This window comes from Aquabacterium sp. (genome assembly GCF_035476535.1).
GTDB lineage: Bacteria > Pseudomonadota > Gammaproteobacteria > Burkholderiales > Burkholderiaceae_C > Pseudaquabacterium.
In genome coordinates this window covers 1-15685 of record NZ_DATILJ010000029.1, presented here as the reverse complement: position 1 = coordinate 15685, position 15685 = coordinate 1, and the positions used below count along the sequence as shown (strand labels likewise).

The following is a 15685-nucleotide window of genomic DNA, read 5'->3' as shown; positions in this document are numbered from 1 at the left end:
CCGGCCCTTGGGGTCCTTCATCGATCGAGATCCAGCTCAGTCAGCTGAAGCTTCGGCAGCTGCATCGGCCACGGGTTCCGGCCGATCGACCAGTTCGACGAAGGCCATCGGCGCGTTATCGCCGACGCGGAAACCCATCTTCAGGATGCGCGTGTAGCCGCCCGGGCGGGCGTTGTAGCGCGGACCCAGTTCGTCGAACAGCTTGCTGACGATGTCGCGGTCGCGCAGGCGGTTGAAGGCCAGGCGGCGATTGGCGACGCTGGACACCTTGGCCAGCGTGATCAGCGGCTCGACGATGCTGCGCAGTTCCTTGGCCTTGGGGACCGTGGTCTTGATCGCTTCGTGCTTGAGCAGCGAAACGCACATGTTGCGGAACATCGCCTTGCGGTGTTCGCTGGTGCGGTTGAGTTTGCGGAGTCCGTGTCCGTGACGCATGGTGCTTACCTTTCTTTATTGAACCGCCAGCCGTATCAGGTACTGGCGGGTGCACGCGTGCGCTGATGAATCAGCGCTTGTCCAGGCCTTGCGGGGGCCAGTTTTCCAGGCGGGCGCCCAGCGTGAGACCACGCGACGCCAGCACTTCCTTGATTTCGTTGAGCGACTTGCGGCCCAGATTCGGCGTCTTCAGCAGCTCGGTTTCGGTGCGCTGGATCAGGTCGCCGATGTAGTAGATGTTTTCGGCCTTCAGGCAGTTGGCCGAACGTACCGTGAGTTCGAGCTCGTCGACCGGGCGCAGCAGGATCGGGTCGAAATTGTCCTTGCGCGGCTGGTCGCGTTCGCCGCCGTAGGACGGCATGTCGGTGCCTTCCAGGCCGGTGAATACCACCAACTGGTCGACCAGGATCTTGGCCGACGCGCGGATCGCTTCTTCCGGCGAGATCGCGCCGTTCGTCTCGATCTCCATCACCAGCTTGTCGAGGTCGGTGCGCTGTTCGACGCGGGCGTTTTCCACCGCGTAGCTGACACGGCGGACCGGCGAGAACGAAGCGTCGAGCACGATGCGGCCGATCGACTTGGTCGGCTCGTCGCCGAAGCGGCGCAGGTTGCCCGGCACATAGCCGCGGCCCTTTTCGACCTTGATCTGCATATCGAGCTTGCCGCCTTGCGCCAGGTGCGCAATCACATGCTCGGGGTTGATGATCTCGACGTCGTGCGGCGTCTGGATATCGGCCGCGGTGACCGGGCCTTCGCCTTCCTTGCGCAGCACCAGCGTCACTTCGTCGCGGTTGTGCAGGCGGAAGACCACGCCCTTCAGGTTGAGCATGATGTGCACGACGTCTTCGGCCACGCCGTCGACCGTCGAGTACTCATGCAGCACGCCAGCAATCGTCACTTCCGTCGGCGCATAACCCACCATCGACGACAGCAGCACGCGCCGCAGCGCATTGCCCAGCGTATGGCCATAGCCCCGCTCGAACGGCTCGAGCGTGACCTTGGCGCGGTGGCCGCCGATCGGCTCCACGTGGATGGCTTTGGGTTTCAGCAGATTGGTTTGCATCGAATCCTGTTCCTCTCAATACCCTCGGCTCGTTACACCGATAAGGCTGGGGACCATGCCGGGCTGTGATGTTGAATTGCTCCGGCCCGGCGTATGCGGAGCACATCAAGGGAAGGGGTTGGCGGCCGAGCGGCCGGCAACCCGCCGCGTCGTCTTACCTCGAGTACAACTCGACGATCAGCGATTCATTGATGTCGGCACCGAACTCGTCGCGGTCCGGCACCTTCTTGAACACGCCTTCGAGCTTGGTGGCGTCGACCGCCACCCAGGCCGGCATGCCGATCGATTCGGCCAGCTTCACGGCATCGGTCACGCGCAGCTGCTTCTTGGCCTTCTCGCGCAGCGAGATCGTGTCGCCGGCCTTGACCAGGTAAGAGGCGATGTTGACCGTCTTGCCGTTGACCAGGATGGCCTGGTGCGACACCAGCTGGCGCGCTTCGGCGCGCGTCGAGCCGAAGCCCATGCGGTAGACCACGTTGTCCAGCCGCGATTCCAGGATGAACAGCAGGTTCGCGCCGGTGTTGCCCTTGCGGCGCTCGGCCTCGGCGAAGTAGCGGCGGAACTGGCGCTCGAGCACGCCGTACATGCGCTTGACCTTCTGCTTCTCGCGCAGCTGCAGACCGAAGTCGGAGGTGCGGGCGCCGGAGGTGCGGCCATGCTGGCCCGGCTTGGTTTCGAACTTCGACTTGTCGCTGATGGCGCGGCGGGCGCTCTTCAGGTAAAGATCGGTGCCTTCACGGCGGGCCAGTTTGGCCTTGGGTCCAAGATAACGTGCCACGTTAAGTCCTCAAGAAGTTGTCTGACGCGAGGCTAGAGTCGCGCGAGTCTGGCGGGTATTGTTCGGAGCGCTCAGACGGTGGGCTTGGTCGTTGATGGGTCGGCCTTGTCCGGCTTTTCACGGCGGTTGGACGCGTAGGCTGCCCTCAACGAAATCGCCGGCAGATGCTGCGCACCGGCCGGCTGACGAAAAACCATGCATTATAGCGGCATCGCTGCCGCTTGCATCTGGCCGGTCAGGGCCTCAGATGCGGCGACGCTTTTGCGGTCGGCAACCGTTGTGCGGGACCGGCGTCACGTCGCTGATCGAATTGATGCGGATGCCCAGAGCGGCCAGCGCACGCACCGAAGACTCGCGACCGGGGCCGGGGCCCTTGATGCGCACGTCGAGGTTCTTGATGCCCTGCTCTTGCGCGGCGCGGCCAGCCACTTCGGCGGCCACCTGGGCAGCAAACGGCGTCGACTTGCGCGAGCCCTTGAAGCCCTGGCCACCCGACGAGGCCCAGGCGAGCGAACTGCCCTGGCGATCGGTGATCGTGATGATGGTGTTGTTGAACGACGCATGCACGTGAGCGATACCGTCCGCAACGTTCTTGCGGATCTTCTTGCTCACGCGGCGCGCCGCGGTATTGGCAGGTGCTTTGGCCATGTCGTATCTCGGTGATGCTTGAAGGGCGGGCCTGAAGGACGGCTTGAAGTGTCAGCGCTCGAAGCGCTTACTTCTTCAGCGCCGCGGCGCCCTTGCGCGGGCCCTTGCGGGTGCGGGCATTGGTGCGGGTGCGCTGGCCACGCAGCGGCAGGCCACGGCGATGACGGATGCCGCGGTAGCAGCCCAAGTCCATCAAGCGCTTGATGTTCATCGACAGTTCGCGGCGCAGGTCGCCTTCGATCGTCAACTTGTTGACCTCTTCGCGGATCTTTTCGAGATCGCTGTCGTTGAGGTCCTTGATCTTCTTGGAATAGGCGATGCCCACCGTTTCGCAGATCTTCTGCGCCGTGGTCCGGCCGATGCCATAGATGGCGGTCAGGCCGATCTCAGCGTGCTTGTGCGGCGGAATGTTGATGCCAGCAATACGTGCCATGGTGATCCTCTATCTGCTTGCTTTGCGCTTCAGGCTCATCAGCCTTGGCGCTGCTTGTGGCGCGGGTCGGTACAGATCACGCGCACAACACCTTTGCGGCGGATGATCTTGCAATTGCGGCACATCTTCTTGACCGATGCAGAGACTTTCATCGTCTTCTCCTTAAGCGCTCATTTCGCTCTAAACACGATACGGGCGCGACTCAAATCGTAGGGCGTCAACTCAACCGTCACCTTGTCGCCCGGCAGGATGCGGATGTAATGCATGCGCATCTTTCCGGAGATATGGCCAAGAACGACATGTCCGTTCTCCAGCTTCACGCGAAAAGTGGCATTGGGCAGGTTCTCGAGAATCTCACCCTGCATCTGGATGACATCGTCTTTGGACACGTCAGCTGGCCTTGAAATTCGCCTTTTTCAACAGCGACTCGTATTGCTGGCTCATCACATAACTTTGCACCTGGGCCCAGAAGTCCATCGTCACGACGACGATGATCAACAGTGAGGTGCCACCGAAGTAGAACGGCACGTTGTACTTCAGCACCAGGAATTCGGGCAGCAGGCAGACGCCGGTGATGTACACCGCGCCGGCCAAGGTCAGCCGGGAAAGAATCTTGTCGATGTGCTTGGCGGTTTGTTCACCGGGGCGAATGCCGGGGATGAACGCGCCGCTCTTCTTCAGGTTGTCAGCCGTCTCGCGGCTGTTGAACACCAGTGCCGTGTAGAAGAAGCAGAAGAACACGATCATCGCGGCGTACAGCAGCACGTAGATCGGTTGCCCCGGCGACAAGGCCGATGAGATGTCCTTCAGCCAGCGCAGGCCCTCGCCGGTTGCGAACCAGCCCACCACGGTGGCCGGCAGCAGGATGATCGACGACGCGAAGATCGGCGGAATCACGCCCGACATGTTCAGCTTCAAGGGCAGATGGGACGACTGGCCGCCATAGACCTTGTTGCCGACCTGCCGCTTGGCATAGTTGACCAGGATCTTGCGCTGGCCCCGCTCGACGAACACAACCACGAACGTCACCAGCACGACAACGGTGATGATGAACAGCGCCGCGATGATGCTCATCGCGCCGGTACGCACCAGCTCGAACAGACCGCCAATGGCGCTGGGCAGGCCGGCGGCGATACCGCCGAAGATCAGGATCGAGATGCCATTGCCCAGGCCACGCTCGGTGATCTGCTCACCCAGCCACATCAGGAACATCGTGCCGGCCGTCAAGCTCACCACGGTGGTCATTCGAAAGCCGAAGCCGGGCGATAGCACCAACCCTTGCGAGCCTTCCAGTGCCAAGGCAATGCCCAGCGACTGGAACAGCGCCAGCCCCAGCGTGCCGTAACGCGTGTACTGCGTGATCTTGCGGCGGCCCGCTTCGCCTTCCTTCTTCAGCGCTTCGAGCGTCGGCACGACGTAGGTCATCAACTGCATGATGATCGACGCCGAGATGTACGGCATGATGCCCAGCGCGAACACGGTGAAGCGCTGCAGAGCGCCCCCCGAGAACACGTTGAACAGGCTCAGGATGCCGCCCTCCTGGCCCTTGAACAGCTGCTGCAGCTGGTTGGGGTCGATGCCCGGCACGGGAATGTGCCCGCCCAGTCGGTAGACCACCAACGCAAGCAGCAAGAACACAAGCCGGCGACGCAGGTCGCCGAACTTGCCGCTCTTGGCCAGCTGGTTTGCCGATGTAGCCAAAATCCGCGCCTTGGTTGCAGCCGGGCTTTAAGCGACGGCGCCGCCGGCGGCTTCGATCGCCGCCTTGGCACCCGCGGTCGCACCCAGACCCTTCAGGGACACCTTGCGCGACAATTCGCCGGACTTGATGACCTTGACGTGCCGGATCAGCTGGTTCACCAGGCCTGCGGCCTTCAGCGTCAGCAGATCCACTTCATCCATGTCCAGGCGCTGCAGGTCCGTCAGCGTGATCTCGCTGTTGAACTTCAGCGACTGCGACTTGAAGCCCCGCTTGGGCAGGCGGCGCTGCAAAGGCATCTGACCGCCTTCGAAACCCACCTTGTGGTAGCCACCTGCGCGTGAATGCTGACCGTTATGACCGCGGCCGGCCGTCTTGCCCAGTCCCGAGCCCATGCCACGTGCGACACGGCGGCGGGCCTTCTTCGCGCCCGCTGCGGGCTTGATGGTGTTGAGTTGCATGTTGACTGTCCTTGCGAGCAGGTTGGCGCCTTACAGCACCAGCACCAGGTACGCGATCTTGTTGATCATGCCGCGCACGGCCGGCGTGTCTTCGAGCACACGTTGGCTGTTCACGCCGCGCAGGCCGAGGCCGCGCACCGTGTCACGGTGCGACTGCTTGCAACCGATCGGGCTCTTGACGAGCTTGACCGTGAGGGTTTTCTTGTCCGACATGGGAGTTCTCCGTCGCCGCCTGATCAGTTGAAGATTTCTTCAACAGTCTTGCCGCGCTTGGCCGCCACTTCGGCGGCGGTGGTCGAGCGCTTCAGCGCATCGAGGGTGGCACGCACCATGTTGTACGGGTTGCTCGAACCGAGGCTCTTGGCCACGATGTCGGTCACGCCCATCACTTCGAACACCGCGCGCATCGGGCCGCCGGCGATGATGCCGGTACCAGCCGGCGCGGGTGCCAACAGCACCTTGGCCGCGCCGTGTTCACCACGCACGTTGTGGTGCACGGTGCCGTTGCGCAGTTGCACCTTGAACATGTTGCGGCGGGCGCCTTCCATGGCCTTTTGCACCGACACCGGCACTTCCTTGGCCTTGCCTTTGCCCATGCCGATGCGGCCATCGCCATCACCGACCACGGTCAGCGCAGCGAAGCTCAGCGTGCGGCCGCCCTTGACGACCTTGGTGACGCGGTTGACCGCGATCATCTTTTCCTTCAGGCCGTCGTCATTGGCTTCGGTCTGGGCGCGGGGTTGAAACTTTGCCATGTTGCTTGTCCTGTACTTTTGAAAGCGCGGCGCTTAGAACTGCAGGCCGGCTTCGCGAGCGGCTTCAGCCAGCGCCTTGACGCGGCCGTGGTACGCGAAACCCGAGCGGTCGAAAGCGACCTTCTCGACACCGGCAGCCTTCGCCTTCTCGGCGATGCGCTTGCCCACGATCACGGCAGCAGCGGCATTGCCGCCCTTGCCCACCGCGCCGATCTGGTCGCGCACTTCCTTCTCGGCCGTCGAGGCCGAAGCCAGCACGCGCTGGCCATCGTCGGAAATGACGCTGGCGTAAATGTGCAGGTTGGAACGGAAGACCGTCAGCCGCACCGCGCCTTGCTGGGCGATGCGAGCTCGGGTCTGGCGGGAGCGACGCAGGCGCTGTTCTTTCTTGGTCAGCATCATCAGCTCCTTACTTCTTCTTCGTTTCCTTCAGCACCACGCGCTCATCGGCGTAGCGGATCCCCTTGCCCTTGTAGGGCTCGGGCGGGCGAATCGCGCGCACTTCGGCGGCAACCTGGCCGACGGCTTGGCGGTCAGCGCCCTTGATCAGGATTTCGGTTTGTGTCGGGCATTCGACCTTCACACCGGCGGGCATCTCTTTGGCCACCGGATGCGAAAAGCCGATCTGCAGATTCAGCTTGGCGCCTTGCGCCTGGGCCCGGAAGCCCACGCCGACCAGCGTGAGCTTCTTTTCGAAGCCCTTGCTGACGCCGTTGACCATGTTGTTGACGAGCGCACGCATGGTGCCGCTCATCGCATTGGCCTCGACGCTGTCGTTGGCCGGCGCCATCGTGACGACGGCCCCATCGAGCTTCACCGTGACCAGCGGACTCATCGCACGAGCCAGCGTGCCATTGGCACCCTTGACCGTGATCTGATCAGCCGTGAGCTGCACGTCCACGCCCTTCGGGACGGTGATCGGCATTTTTCCTACGCGGGACATTCTTGTCTCTCCTTCGCCGATCAGGCCACGTAGCAAAGCACTTCGCCACCGACACCGGTCTGGCGTGCTTTGCGGTCGGTCATCACACCCTTGGGCGTGGTGACGATGGCCACACCGAGGCCGTTCATGACCTGCGGAATCGCGTCACGGCCCTTGTAGACCCGCAGGCCAGGGCGGCTGACACGCTCGATGCGCTCGATTACCGGACGGCCAGCGTAGTACTTCAGCGTGACTTCGAGTTCGCTCTTCGCGCCCTCGGTCTTGATGGCAAAACCGTCGATGTAGCCTTCGTCCTTCAGGACTTGGGCGATCGCGACCTTGACCTTGGACGACGGCATCGTCACAACCGACTTGTGCACCATCTGCGCATTGCGGATGCGTGTCAGCATGTCGGCAATGGGATCACTCATGCTCATTGCGATATCTCCTGCTGTCGCCGCTTACCAGCTGGCCTTGACCACGCCGGGAATGTCGCCCTTGAAGGCGAGTTCGCGGATCTTGCTGCGGCCGAGGCCGAACTTGCGGAACGTACCGCGCGGGCGACCGGTCAGCTCGCAACGGTTGCGCAGCCGCGTCGGATTGGCATTGCGCGGCAGCTTCTGCAGCTCCAGCCGGGCCAGGTAGCGCTCTTCGTCGGACTTCTTCGCGTCGTTGGCGACGGCCTTCAGTTCGGCGTGCTTCTTCGCGAATTTCGCAACCAGCTTCTCGCGCTTCTCTTCACGTTGAATGAGGGAAGTTTTAGCCACAGATCACCTCAGTTCTTGAACGGGAATTTGAAGGCAGCCAGCAGCGCCTTGCACTCGTCGTCGGTTTGCGCCGTCGTCGTGAAGCTGATGTTCATGCCACGGATCGCGTCGATCTTGTCGTACTCGATTTCCGGGAAGATGATCTGCTCTTTGACGCCGACGTTGTAGTTGCCACGGCCGTCGAACGAACGGCCGGAGATACCCCGGAAGTCGCGAACTCGCGGCAGCGCGATGGTCACGAAGCGGTCCAGGAATTCAAACATCTGGACACCGCGCAGCGTGACCATGCAGCCGATGGCCAGGCCTTCGCGGATCTTGAAGCCGGCAATCGGCTTGCGCGACTTGGTGACCACCGGCTTCTGGCCGGCGATCTTGGTGAGGTCGCCGACGGCGTGGTCCATCACCTTCTTGTCGGCGACTGCCTCGCTCACACCCATGTTGAGCGTGATCTTGGTCAGGCGCGGCACCTGCATCACCGACTTGTAGCCAAACTTGGCCACCATGTCGGGGACGACTTTTTCGCGATAAAACTGTTGCAGACGAGCCATGTCGACCTCTTACGCCTTGATCTCTTCGCCGCTGGACTTGTAGACGCGCACCTTCTTGCCATCGGCAAGAAGCTTGACGCCGACGCGGTCCGCCTTGGCTGTCGCGGGATTGAAGATCGCGACATTGGATTGGTTGATCGGCATCGTCTTGTCGACCACACCACCCGTCGTACCCTTCATCGGGTTCGGCTTCACATGCTTTTTCACCATGTTGATGCCGTCGACGACGAGATGATCTTCATCGACGCGCAGCGACACCGTGCCGCGCTTGCCCTTGTCGCGGCCGGTCAACACAATGACCTGGTCGCCTTTGCGAATCTTGTTCATGGCCAGTCCTTTGGATCGAGTGCGGCGCTCAGAGCACTTCCGGCGCCAGCGAGACGATCTTCATGAAGCGCTCGGTGCGCAGCTCGCGCGTCACCGGCCCGAAGATGCGGGTGCCGATCGGCTCCAGCTTGGCATTCAGCAGCACGGCGGCATTGCCGTCGAACTTCACCAGCGAGCCATCCTGGCGGCGCACGCCCTTGGCGGTGCGCACGACGACGGCCGAATAGACCTCGCCCTTCTTGACGCGACCACGCGGCGCAGCTTCCTTGATCGACACCTTGATGATGTCGCCAATGCCGGCATACCGACGCTTGGAACCACCCAGCACCTTGATGCACTGGACGGACTTGGCACCCGTGTTGTCAGCGACGTCAAGTCGCGATTGCATTTGGATCATGTGTGTCCCCAACTTGTCCCGTCGAGCCAGCCCATCACATCGATAAGGCCGGCAAGTCGGTCAGTCTTGGGCCCGTCATCACCGGCTTGGTAGCCAGCGGTGCTTGGGGCGGATCCGTCAACTGGCTCAACGCGAATGCGCGAGCCGGTTTCCGGCGAAGCTGCGGATTATGCGTGCTAACCCGACAGCGCGTCAAGCTTCTCAGCCGAGAATTTCCTTGGCCTGCTTCAGCATCGTGTCGGCATCGCTGACTTCGAACTTGCCGGGCGCTTCGACATTGAGGCTCTTGACCACGCCGTCGACGACCAGCATCGAATAGCGGTTTGAGCGCAGGCCCATGCCCTTGGCCGTCAGGTCCAGCGTCAGGCCGGTGGCCTTGGCGAAATCGGCGCTGCCGTCGGCCATCATGCGCACCTTGCCGGCCGTCTTCTGATCGCGACCCCAGGCGCCCATCACGAAGGCGTCGTTGACCGATACGCACCAGATCTCATCGACGCCTGCCGCCTTCAATTCGTCGGCCTTCGCCACATAACCCGGCACATGCTTGGCCGAGCAGGTTGGCGTATAGGCGCCGGGCAGCGCGAACAGGGCGATCTTCTTGCCGGCAGTGGTCTTCTGCAGATCGAAACTGTTCGGTCCGATCGAGCAGCCATCGCCCTCGACTTCAATGAACTCGTTCAGGCTGCCCGCGGGCAACCGGTCGCCAAGCTTGATCATGATGCGGATCTCCTCGTGTCAACAAAAAACGGCCGGCCGCCAGTATTCCAGCGTTCCGGCCGTTGGGTCCACCACGGCGCTGTTAGCCCCGCAGCGTCCGCGGCTTAAACCAGTGCCGCCTTTTGCAGCAGCTTGGTCACGATCCAGGACTTGGTCTTGCTGATCGGGCGCCCTTCGGCGATCTCGACCACGTCGCCCAGGTGGTACTCGCCCTTTTCATCGTGGGCGTGGTACTTGCGCGAGCGGCCGACGATCTTGCCGTACAGCTCGTGCGTGACGCGGCGCTCGACGAGCACGGTCACGGTCTTGTTGCGCTTGTCGCTGACCACACGCCCCACCAGGGTGCGGGTGTTCTTCTCGGGCGCTTGTTGGACTTGGGCTTCGCTCATTTGGCGGCTCCCTTTCTCTTCTCGGCCAGGATGGTCTTGGCGCGAGCAATGTCACGGCGGGTCTCGCCCAGCGTGGCGTGGTTGGCCAGCTGCTGGGTGCCCTTCTGCATGCGCAGGCCAAAGTGGGCCTTCAGGAGATCGGTGACCTCCTTCTCAAGGCCCGCGATGTCCTTGCCGCGAAGTTCAGATGCTTTGCTCATGGTGTTCTCCGACTCAGGTGCCGACCTGGCGCGTGACGAACGTGCAGCGCAGCGGCAGCTTGGCGGCCGCCAGCGTGAACGCTTCGCGGGCCAGCGCTTCGGGAACGCCGTTCAGTTCGTACAGCACCTTGCCCGGCTGGATCTCGGCGACGTAGTACTCAGGGTTGCCCTTGCCGTTACCCATCCGCACTTCGGCCGGCTTTTGCGAAATCGGCTTGTCCGGGAAGATGCGGATGAAGACACGACCACCGCGCTTGATGTGACGCGAAATGGCGCGACGCGCCGCTTCGATCTGGCGTGCCGTGATGCGGCCGCGCTCGGTGGCCTTGAGGCCGAATTCACCGAACGACACGGCCGCACCGCGGGTGGCGATGCCGGTGTTGCGGCCCTTCTGTTCCTTGCGGAATTTGCGACGTGCTGGTTGCAGCATGTTCTGTTCTCCTTAGGCTGCGCCGGTGCCAGGCGCGGGCGCCTTGCGCACGCGCTTGACAGCCGGACGGTCGCCCGTCGGGGCGCCGTCAGCCGGCTTGCTGTCACCAGCGGGGGCTGCATCGGTGCGCGGGCCACGGTCGCCGCCGGGGCGCGGGCCACGGCGATCCGGAGCGCCGGGGCCGCCAGGGCCACCGGGGCGCGGACCACGACGCGGACGACGATCTTCTTCCTGACCTTCGGGCTTGGTGGCGCCCGGCGCGTCACCGCGGCCGAGGTTGTCGCCACGGTAGACCCAGACCTTGACGCCGATGACGCCGTAGGTGGTCTTGGCTTCCGAGAAGCCGTAGTCGATGTCGGCGCGCAGCGTATGCAGCGGCACACGGCCTTCGCGGTACCACTCGGTACGCGCGATTTCGATGCCGTTCAGTCGACCGGCGCTCATGATCTTGATGCCCTGTGCGCCCAGGCGCATCGCGTTCTGCATCGCGCGCTTCATGGCACGGCGGAACATGATGCGCTTTTCGAGCTGCTGGGTGATCGAGTCGGCGATCAGCTGTGCATCGATTTCGGGCTTGCGCACTTCTTCGATGTTCACGGCCACCGGCACCTTCAGGCGGCGCGTCAGCTCGGCCTTCAGGTTCTCGATGTCTTCGCCCTTCTTGCCGATCACCACGCCCGGACGGGCCGAGTAAATGGTGATGCGGGCGTTCTTGGCCGGGCGCTCGATCAGGATGCGCGAGACCGCGGCATTCTTCAGGCGCTTCTTCAGGAACTCGCGCACCGCCAAGTCTTCGGCCAGCATGCCGGCGAAGTTCTTGTTCGAGGCGTACCAGCGTGAAGCCCAGGCACGGGTGACTGACAGGCGAAAGCCGGTCGGATGGATCTTCTGTCCCATAGTCTTCCTTCAGCCTCAGTTGCCGACCGTCACAAAGATGTGACAGGTGGGCTTGCTGATGCGATTGCCACGGCCCTTGGCGCGAGCGGAGAAACGCTTCAGCGTTGCTCCCTGCTCGATGTAGATCGAGGTGATCTTCAGTTCGTCGATGTCGGCGCCGTCGTTGTGCTCGGCGTTCGCGATCGCGGACTCCAGCGCCTTCTTGACAATGCCGGCAGCCTTCTTTTGCGTGAAGGCCAGGATGTTCAGCGCCTGGTCGACCTTCTTGCCGCGGACCAGGTCGGCGACCAGCCGGCCCTTGTCGGCAGACAAGCGGACACCACGGACGATTGCTTTGGTTTCCATCGTCGGCCCCTTACTTCTTCGCCTTCTTGTCCGCCGGGTGACCCTTGAACGTGCGGGTCTGGGCGAACTCGCCGAGCTTGTGGCCGACCATCTGGTCGGTCACGTACACGGGGACGTGTTGCTTGCCGTTGTGCACGGCGATGGTCAGGCCGATGAAGTCCGGCAGGATCGTCGAGCGACGGGACCAGGTCTTGATCGGCTTCTTGTCCTTCGTGGCCACGGCGCGGTCGGCCTTGGCCTGAAGGTGGTGGTCCACGAAGGGACCCTTCTTGAGTGAGCGTGTCATGGTGGACCCTTACTTCTTGCGACGCGACACGATCATGCCCTGCGTGCGCTTGTTGTTGCGGGTGCGGTAGCCCTTGGTCAGCGTGTTCCACGGCGACACCTGAGCCCGCCCCTCGCCGGTGCGGCCTTCGCCGCCGCCGTGTGGGTGGTCCACCGGGTTCATCGCGACACCGCGCACCGTCGGGCGGATGCCCATCCAGCGCTTGACGCCAGCCTTGCCGTATTGGCGCAGGTTGTGTTCTTCGTTCGACACTTCGCCAATGGTGGCGCGGCAGTCGATGTGGATCTTGCGCACTTCACCCGAACGCAGGCGAACCTGCGCGTAGATGCCTTCACGAGCCATCAGCGTCACGCCGGTACCGGCCGAGCGTGCAATCTGCGCGCCCTTGCCAGGCAGCATCTCGACGCAATGAATCGTCGAGCCCACAGGGATATTGCGGATCGGCAGCGCATTGCCAGCCTTGATCGGCGCCTCCGCGCCGCTCATCAGCGTTGCGCCAACTTCCAGACCGCGCGGGGCGATGATGTAGCGGCGCTCGCCATCGGCGTAGCAAACCAGCGCAATGTGGGCGGTGCGGTTCGGGTCGTACTCGATGGTTTCGACCTTGGCCGGGATGCCGTCCTTGTTGCGCACGAAATCGACCACGCGGTAGTGGTGCTTGTGACCACCGCCTTTGTGGCGAATCGTGATGTGGCCGTTGTTGTTGCGGCCGGAATTCTGCTTCTGCGGCTCGAGCAGCGACGCTTCGGGCGCACCCTTGTGCAGGTGCTTGTGCACGACCTTGACGACGCCACGGCGGCCGGGCGAGGTCGGTTTAACTTTGACGACGGCCATGATTTACGCAGCCTCCCCGGAGAAGTTGAGCTCCTGGCCCGGCTTCAACGACACATACGCTTTTTTCGCGTGGTCGCGGCGGCCGGTACGGCCCCCAAAGCGCTTGACCTTGCCCTTCTGATTGGCCACTTGCACCGCCTTGACCTCGACCTTGAACAGCAGTTCGACTGCTGCCTTGATCTCGGGCTTGGTGGCATCACGCAGCACCTTGAACAGCACCTGGTTGTGCTTCTCGGCAACGCTCGTGGCCTTTTCGGACACGATCGGTGCGATCAGCACCTGGGCCAGGCGGCCCTCGCTGAATTTGAGGTTCTTGTCACCGTGGCTCATGCGAACATCTCCTTGAGCTGCTCGATCGCGCCCTTGGTCACCAGCACCTTCTTGTAGAAGACGAGTGACAGCGGATCGGCGTAACGCGGCTCGACCACCAGCACATTGGCCAGGTTGCGCGAAGCCAGCGCCAGGTTCTCGTCGACGTTGTCGGAGATCACCAGCACGGACTCCAGGCCCATGGCCTTGAACTTGGCGGCCAGCGCCTTGGTCTTGGGCGAATCGACGGAGATCGAGTCCACCACCGCCAGACGGCCATCACGCGCCAGCTGCGAGAAGATCGACGCCATGCCGGCGCGGTACATCTTCTTGTTGACCTTGTGCGAGAAGTTCTCGTCCGACAGATTCGGGAAGGCGCGACCGCCCCCACGCCAGATCGGCGACGAGGTCATACCGGCGCGTGCGCGGCCGGTGCCCTTCTGGCGCCACGGCTTCTTCGTCGAATGCTTGACCGACTCGCGATTCTTTTGCGCGCGAGTGCCCTGGCGGGCGTTGGCCTGGTAGGCCACGACCACCTGGTGCACCAGCGCTTCGTTGTAGTCACGCGCGAACACGGTGTCCGGCGCGTCGACCTTGGAAGTGGCCTGGCCTTGATCGTTCAGGAGCTCGAGTTGCATTCTTAAGCTCCCTTCTTGGCAGGCGCCACGGCGCCGCCCTTGGCCGCCTTGGCCTTGATCGCGGGGCGCACGGTCACGAAACCGCTGGGCGCGCCCGGCACCGCGCCACGCACCAGCAGCAGCTGGCGGGCCTCGTCGATGCGAACGATGTCGAGGTTCTGCGTCGTGACGGTGTCGTCACCCAGGTGACCCGACATGCGCTTGCCCGGGAACACACGACCCGGGTCCTGCGCCATGCCGATCGAGCCCGGCACATTATGCGAACGGCTGTTACCGTGCGACGCGCGCTGCGAGCTGAAGTGGTGGCGCTTGATCGTGCCGGTGAAGCCCTTGCCGATCGACGTGCCCTGCACATCGACCTTCTGGCCCACGGCGAACAGCGTCACAGGCACGGCAGCGCCAGTGGCGTATTGCCCGACCACATCGGCCGGCACACGGAACTCTTGCAGGATTTCACCGGCCTCAACGCCCGCTTTCGCGAGGTGGCCCGCTTCCGGCTTGGTCACGCGCGAAGCTTTGCGCGCACCGAACGCCACTTGCAGGGCGTTGTAGCCGTCGGTCTGCTCGGTCTTGACCTGGGTAACGCGGTTGTTCGACACGTCGAGCACTGTCACAGGCACGGCATCGCCGTCGTCCGTGAAGATGCGCATCATGCCGACCTTGCGGCCCAGCAAACCGAGGCGATAGCTGTTTGCAGCTGTCGTCATGGCTTTTCTCCAGCCTGTTGCCCTGAAAAGGGCGGCGAGGCCTTTGTTTCAAACACCCGACATCGATTGGCCGGGGAGGATATGTGTTGGCTTGAGCCAATCACGAGTGCATGCCCAAGGGCATGCACAAAAGCTTGCGAGTATAGCTGGCTTGCGGGTTGACCCGCAAGCCAATGGCCTTTACTGCAGCTTGATCTCGACGTCGACGCCGGCCGGCAGATCGAGCTTCATCAGCGCGTCGACGGTCTTGTCGGTGGGATCGACGATGTCCATCAGGCGCTGGTGCGTGCGAATCTCGAACTGGTCGCGGCTGGTCTTGTTGACGTGCGGCGAACGCAGGATGTCGAAACGCTGCATGCGCGTCGGCAGCGGCACGGGGCCCTTGACGATCGCGCCGGTGCGCTTGGCGGTGTCGACGATCTCGAGCGCCGACTGGTCGATCAGCTTGTAATCGAAAGCCTTCAAGCGGATACGGATCTTTTGCTTTTGCATGACGGTTCCTTGTAAAGAGCGATGAAGCCGGCCGCGGCTGCTACCGCGGGCGGCAAGTCATGCAAGAGTTACTCGATGATCTTGGCGACGACGCCGGCGCCGACGGTGCGTCCACCTTCACGGATGGCGAAGCGCAGGCCCTCTTCCATCGCGATCGGGTTGATCAGCTTGACCGTGATGCTGACGTTGTCGCCCGGCATCACCATTT

General features: G+C 63.0%; 30 protein-coding genes and 1 pseudogene. All 31 read right to left on the bottom strand.

Annotated elements, in window-relative coordinates; all coding sequences use genetic code 11:
* Nucleotides 1–36: 36 nt before the first annotated feature.
* Nucleotides 37–435 (bottom strand): 50S ribosomal protein L17, encoded by a 399-nt coding sequence (gene rplQ / locus VLK61_RS03550; RefSeq protein ID WP_325418373.1) that lies wholly within the window; start codon nt 433–435, stop codon nt 37–39.
* Nucleotides 436–505: 70 nt separating this feature from the next.
* A complete protein-coding gene (locus tag VLK61_RS03545; RefSeq protein WP_325418371.1) occupies nt 506–1498 on the bottom strand; it encodes a DNA-directed RNA polymerase subunit alpha in 993 nt (330 codons plus the stop codon).
* Between the two features lie 154 nt (nt 1499–1652).
* Nucleotides 1653–2276: a 30S ribosomal protein S4 gene (gene rpsD / locus VLK61_RS03540; RefSeq protein WP_325418369.1), complete on the bottom strand. Its 624-nt coding sequence runs from the start codon at nt 2274–2276 to the stop codon at nt 1653–1655.
* Nucleotides 2277–2519: 243 nt separating this feature from the next.
* Nucleotides 2520–2924 (bottom strand): 30S ribosomal protein S11, encoded by a 405-nt coding sequence (gene rpsK / locus VLK61_RS03535; protein ID WP_325418367.1) that lies wholly within the window; start codon nt 2922–2924, stop codon nt 2520–2522.
* 67 nt (nt 2925–2991) lie between these two features.
* Nucleotides 2992–3357, bottom strand: coding sequence for a 30S ribosomal protein S13 (gene rpsM / locus VLK61_RS03530; protein ID WP_325418365.1), 366 nt, complete (start codon nt 3355–3357; stop codon nt 2992–2994).
* A gap of 38 nt (nt 3358–3395) precedes the next feature.
* The gene (gene rpmJ / locus VLK61_RS03525; protein WP_035036301.1) at nt 3396–3509 is read right to left on the bottom strand and encodes a 50S ribosomal protein L36; all 114 of its coding nucleotides are present in this window, start codon (nt 3507–3509) and stop codon (nt 3396–3398) included.
* Between the two features lie 18 nt (nt 3510–3527).
* On the bottom strand, nt 3528–3746 hold the full coding sequence (gene infA, locus VLK61_RS03520) for a translation initiation factor IF-1 (protein WP_011830996.1): 219 nt from the start codon (nt 3744–3746) through the stop codon (nt 3528–3530).
* Nucleotide 3747: 1 nt separating this feature from the next.
* Nucleotides 3748–5058 carry a preprotein translocase subunit SecY gene (gene secY, locus VLK61_RS03515; protein WP_325418349.1) on the bottom strand — a complete coding sequence of 437 codons (1311 nt, stop codon included), beginning with the start codon at nt 5056–5058 and terminating at the stop codon, nt 3748–3750.
* A 27-nt stretch (nt 5059–5085) separates the two neighbouring features.
* Complete coding sequence (gene rplO / locus VLK61_RS03510) at nt 5086–5517, bottom strand: 50S ribosomal protein L15 (RefSeq protein WP_325418346.1); 432 nt, start codon at nt 5515–5517, stop codon at nt 5086–5088.
* A gap of 30 nt (nt 5518–5547) precedes the next feature.
* Nucleotides 5548–5730 (bottom strand): 50S ribosomal protein L30, encoded by a 183-nt coding sequence (gene rpmD / locus VLK61_RS03505; RefSeq protein WP_325418344.1) that lies wholly within the window; start codon nt 5728–5730, stop codon nt 5548–5550.
* A gap of 23 nt (nt 5731–5753) precedes the next feature.
* Complete coding sequence (gene rpsE, locus VLK61_RS03500) at nt 5754–6272, bottom strand: 30S ribosomal protein S5 (RefSeq protein WP_325418342.1); 519 nt, start codon at nt 6270–6272, stop codon at nt 5754–5756.
* Nucleotides 6273–6305: 33 nt separating this feature from the next.
* Nucleotides 6306–6671, bottom strand: a complete 366-nt coding sequence (gene rplR / locus VLK61_RS03495; protein ID WP_325418340.1) for a 50S ribosomal protein L18 — start codon at nt 6669–6671, stop codon at nt 6306–6308.
* A 10-nt stretch (nt 6672–6681) separates the two neighbouring features.
* A complete protein-coding gene (gene rplF / locus VLK61_RS03490; protein WP_325418400.1) occupies nt 6682–7215 on the bottom strand; it encodes a 50S ribosomal protein L6 in 534 nt (177 codons plus the stop codon).
* 20 nt (nt 7216–7235) lie between these two features.
* Entirely contained in the window at nt 7236–7631 is a 396-nt protein-coding gene (gene rpsH, locus VLK61_RS03485) for a 30S ribosomal protein S8 (RefSeq protein WP_325418338.1), read from the bottom strand.
* Between the two features lie 24 nt (nt 7632–7655).
* The gene (rpsN, locus tag VLK61_RS03480) at nt 7656–7961 is read right to left on the bottom strand and encodes a 30S ribosomal protein S14 (protein WP_325418336.1); all 306 of its coding nucleotides are present in this window, start codon (nt 7959–7961) and stop codon (nt 7656–7658) included.
* A gap of 8 nt (nt 7962–7969) precedes the next feature.
* Nucleotides 7970–8509, bottom strand: coding sequence for a 50S ribosomal protein L5 (gene rplE, locus VLK61_RS03475; protein WP_325418334.1), 540 nt, complete (start codon nt 8507–8509; stop codon nt 7970–7972).
* Between the two features lie 9 nt (nt 8510–8518).
* Nucleotides 8519–8836, bottom strand: a complete 318-nt coding sequence (gene rplX, locus VLK61_RS03470) for a 50S ribosomal protein L24 (RefSeq protein ID WP_325418332.1) — start codon at nt 8834–8836, stop codon at nt 8519–8521.
* A gap of 28 nt (nt 8837–8864) precedes the next feature.
* The gene (rplN, locus tag VLK61_RS03465) at nt 8865–9233 is read right to left on the bottom strand and encodes a 50S ribosomal protein L14 (protein ID WP_183103998.1); all 369 of its coding nucleotides are present in this window, start codon (nt 9231–9233) and stop codon (nt 8865–8867) included.
* Between the two features lie 201 nt (nt 9234–9434).
* Nucleotides 9435–9950 carry a peroxiredoxin gene (locus VLK61_RS03460; protein WP_325418328.1) on the bottom strand — a complete coding sequence of 172 codons (516 nt, stop codon included), beginning with the start codon at nt 9948–9950 and terminating at the stop codon, nt 9435–9437.
* Between the two features lie 104 nt (nt 9951–10054).
* Nucleotides 10055–10339, bottom strand: coding sequence for a 30S ribosomal protein S17 (gene rpsQ / locus VLK61_RS03455; RefSeq protein WP_325418326.1), 285 nt, complete (start codon nt 10337–10339; stop codon nt 10055–10057).
* Nucleotides 10336–10539, bottom strand: coding sequence for a 50S ribosomal protein L29 (gene rpmC, locus VLK61_RS03450; protein ID WP_325418324.1), 204 nt, complete (start codon nt 10537–10539; stop codon nt 10336–10338). The genes rpsQ and rpmC overlap by 4 nt, the downstream gene beginning before the upstream one ends.
* Nucleotides 10540–10552: 13 nt before the next feature.
* Nucleotides 10553–10969 carry a 50S ribosomal protein L16 gene (gene rplP / locus VLK61_RS03445; RefSeq protein ID WP_325418323.1) on the bottom strand — a complete coding sequence of 139 codons (417 nt, stop codon included), beginning with the start codon at nt 10967–10969 and terminating at the stop codon, nt 10553–10555.
* 12 nt (nt 10970–10981) lie between these two features.
* Complete coding sequence (gene rpsC, locus VLK61_RS03440; protein ID WP_325418322.1) at nt 10982–11866, bottom strand: 30S ribosomal protein S3; 885 nt, start codon at nt 11864–11866, stop codon at nt 10982–10984.
* Nucleotides 11867–11881: 15 nt separating this feature from the next.
* Entirely contained in the window at nt 11882–12211 is a 330-nt protein-coding gene (gene rplV, locus VLK61_RS03435; protein ID WP_325418320.1) for a 50S ribosomal protein L22, read from the bottom strand.
* Nucleotides 12212–12221: 10 nt separating this feature from the next.
* Nucleotides 12222–12497 carry a 30S ribosomal protein S19 gene (gene rpsS / locus VLK61_RS03430; protein ID WP_325418318.1) on the bottom strand — a complete coding sequence of 92 codons (276 nt, stop codon included), beginning with the start codon at nt 12495–12497 and terminating at the stop codon, nt 12222–12224.
* Nucleotides 12498–12506: 9 nt separating this feature from the next.
* Nucleotides 12507–13331, bottom strand: a complete 825-nt coding sequence (gene rplB, locus VLK61_RS03425) for a 50S ribosomal protein L2 (RefSeq protein WP_325418317.1) — start codon at nt 13329–13331, stop codon at nt 12507–12509.
* Between the two features lie 3 nt (nt 13332–13334).
* Complete coding sequence (gene rplW / locus VLK61_RS03420; RefSeq protein ID WP_325418314.1) at nt 13335–13661, bottom strand: 50S ribosomal protein L23; 327 nt, start codon at nt 13659–13661, stop codon at nt 13335–13337.
* Complete coding sequence (rplD, locus tag VLK61_RS03415; protein ID WP_325418312.1) at nt 13658–14278, bottom strand: 50S ribosomal protein L4; 621 nt, start codon at nt 14276–14278, stop codon at nt 13658–13660. The genes rplW and rplD overlap by 4 nt, the downstream gene beginning before the upstream one ends.
* Before the next feature lie 2 nt (nt 14279–14280).
* The gene (gene rplC, locus VLK61_RS03410) at nt 14281–14985 is read right to left on the bottom strand and encodes a 50S ribosomal protein L3 (protein WP_325418310.1); all 705 of its coding nucleotides are present in this window, start codon (nt 14983–14985) and stop codon (nt 14281–14283) included.
* A gap of 180 nt (nt 14986–15165) precedes the next feature.
* Nucleotides 15166–15477 carry a 30S ribosomal protein S10 gene (gene rpsJ, locus VLK61_RS03405; protein ID WP_019561663.1) on the bottom strand — a complete coding sequence of 104 codons (312 nt, stop codon included), beginning with the start codon at nt 15475–15477 and terminating at the stop codon, nt 15166–15168.
* A 68-nt stretch (nt 15478–15545) separates the two neighbouring features.
* Nucleotides 15546–15685 (bottom strand): annotated as a pseudogene (tuf, locus tag VLK61_RS03400) (elongation factor Tu); the annotation flags it as partial.

What these genes read in the sequence shown, in the direction of transcription:
- rplQ (WP_325418373.1), bottom strand. Translation starts at nt 435, where the DNA reads ATGCGTCACGGACACGGACTCCGCAAACTCAACCGCACCAGCGAACAC.
- VLK61_RS03545 (WP_325418371.1), bottom strand. Translation starts at nt 1,498, where the DNA reads ATGCAAACCAATCTGCTGAAACCCAAAGCCATCCACGTGGAGCCGATC.
- rpsK (WP_325418367.1), bottom strand. Translation starts at nt 2,924, where the DNA reads ATGGCCAAAGCACCTGCCAATACCGCGGCGCGCCGCGTGAGCAAGAAG.
- rpsM (WP_325418365.1), bottom strand. Translation starts at nt 3,357, where the DNA reads ATGGCACGTATTGCTGGCATCAACATTCCGCCGCACAAGCACGCTGAG.
- rpmJ (WP_035036301.1), bottom strand. Translation starts at nt 3,509, where the DNA reads ATGAAAGTCTCTGCATCGGTCAAGAAGATGTGCCGCAATTGCAAGATC.
- rplO (WP_325418346.1), bottom strand. Translation starts at nt 5,517, where the DNA reads ATGCAACTCAACACCATCAAGCCCGCAGCGGGCGCGAAGAAGGCCCGC.
- rpmD (WP_325418344.1), bottom strand. Translation starts at nt 5,730, where the DNA reads ATGTCGGACAAGAAAACCCTCACGGTCAAGCTCGTCAAGAGCCCGATC.
- rpsE (WP_325418342.1), bottom strand. Translation starts at nt 6,272, where the DNA reads ATGGCAAAGTTTCAACCCCGCGCCCAGACCGAAGCCAATGACGACGGC.
- rplR (WP_325418340.1), bottom strand. Translation starts at nt 6,671, where the DNA reads ATGCTGACCAAGAAAGAACAGCGCCTGCGTCGCTCCCGCCAGACCCGA.
- rplF (WP_325418400.1), bottom strand. Translation starts at nt 7,215, where the DNA reads ATGTCCCGCGTAGGAAAAATGCCGATCACCGTCCCGAAGGGCGTGGAC.
- rpsH (WP_325418338.1), bottom strand. Translation starts at nt 7,631, where the DNA reads ATGAGCATGAGTGATCCCATTGCCGACATGCTGACACGCATCCGCAAT.
- rplE (WP_325418334.1), bottom strand. Translation starts at nt 8,509, where the DNA reads ATGGCTCGTCTGCAACAGTTTTATCGCGAAAAAGTCGTCCCCGACATG.
- rplX (WP_325418332.1), bottom strand. Translation starts at nt 8,836, where the DNA reads ATGAACAAGATTCGCAAAGGCGACCAGGTCATTGTGTTGACCGGCCGC.
- rplN (WP_183103998.1), bottom strand. Translation starts at nt 9,233, where the DNA reads ATGATCCAAATGCAATCGCGACTTGACGTCGCTGACAACACGGGTGCC.
- VLK61_RS03460 (WP_325418328.1), bottom strand. Translation starts at nt 9,950, where the DNA reads ATGATCAAGCTTGGCGACCGGTTGCCCGCGGGCAGCCTGAACGAGTTC.
- rpsQ (WP_325418326.1), bottom strand. Translation starts at nt 10,339, where the DNA reads ATGAGCGAAGCCCAAGTCCAACAAGCGCCCGAGAAGAACACCCGCACC.
- rpmC (WP_325418324.1), bottom strand. Translation starts at nt 10,539, where the DNA reads ATGAGCAAAGCATCTGAACTTCGCGGCAAGGACATCGCGGGCCTTGAG.
- rplP (WP_325418323.1), bottom strand. Translation starts at nt 10,969, where the DNA reads ATGCTGCAACCAGCACGTCGCAAATTCCGCAAGGAACAGAAGGGCCGC.
- rpsC (WP_325418322.1), bottom strand. Translation starts at nt 11,866, where the DNA reads ATGGGACAGAAGATCCATCCGACCGGCTTTCGCCTGTCAGTCACCCGT.
- rplV (WP_325418320.1), bottom strand. Translation starts at nt 12,211, where the DNA reads ATGGAAACCAAAGCAATCGTCCGTGGTGTCCGCTTGTCTGCCGACAAG.
- rpsS (WP_325418318.1), bottom strand. Translation starts at nt 12,497, where the DNA reads ATGACACGCTCACTCAAGAAGGGTCCCTTCGTGGACCACCACCTTCAG.
- rplB (WP_325418317.1), bottom strand. Translation starts at nt 13,331, where the DNA reads ATGGCCGTCGTCAAAGTTAAACCGACCTCGCCCGGCCGCCGTGGCGTC.
- rplW (WP_325418314.1), bottom strand. Translation starts at nt 13,661, where the DNA reads ATGAGCCACGGTGACAAGAACCTCAAATTCAGCGAGGGCCGCCTGGCC.
- rplD (WP_325418312.1), bottom strand. Translation starts at nt 14,278, where the DNA reads ATGCAACTCGAGCTCCTGAACGATCAAGGCCAGGCCACTTCCAAGGTC.
- rplC (WP_325418310.1), bottom strand. Translation starts at nt 14,985, where the DNA reads ATGACGACAGCTGCAAACAGCTATCGCCTCGGTTTGCTGGGCCGCAAG.
- rpsJ (WP_019561663.1), bottom strand. Translation starts at nt 15,477, where the DNA reads ATGCAAAAGCAAAAGATCCGTATCCGCTTGAAGGCTTTCGATTACAAG.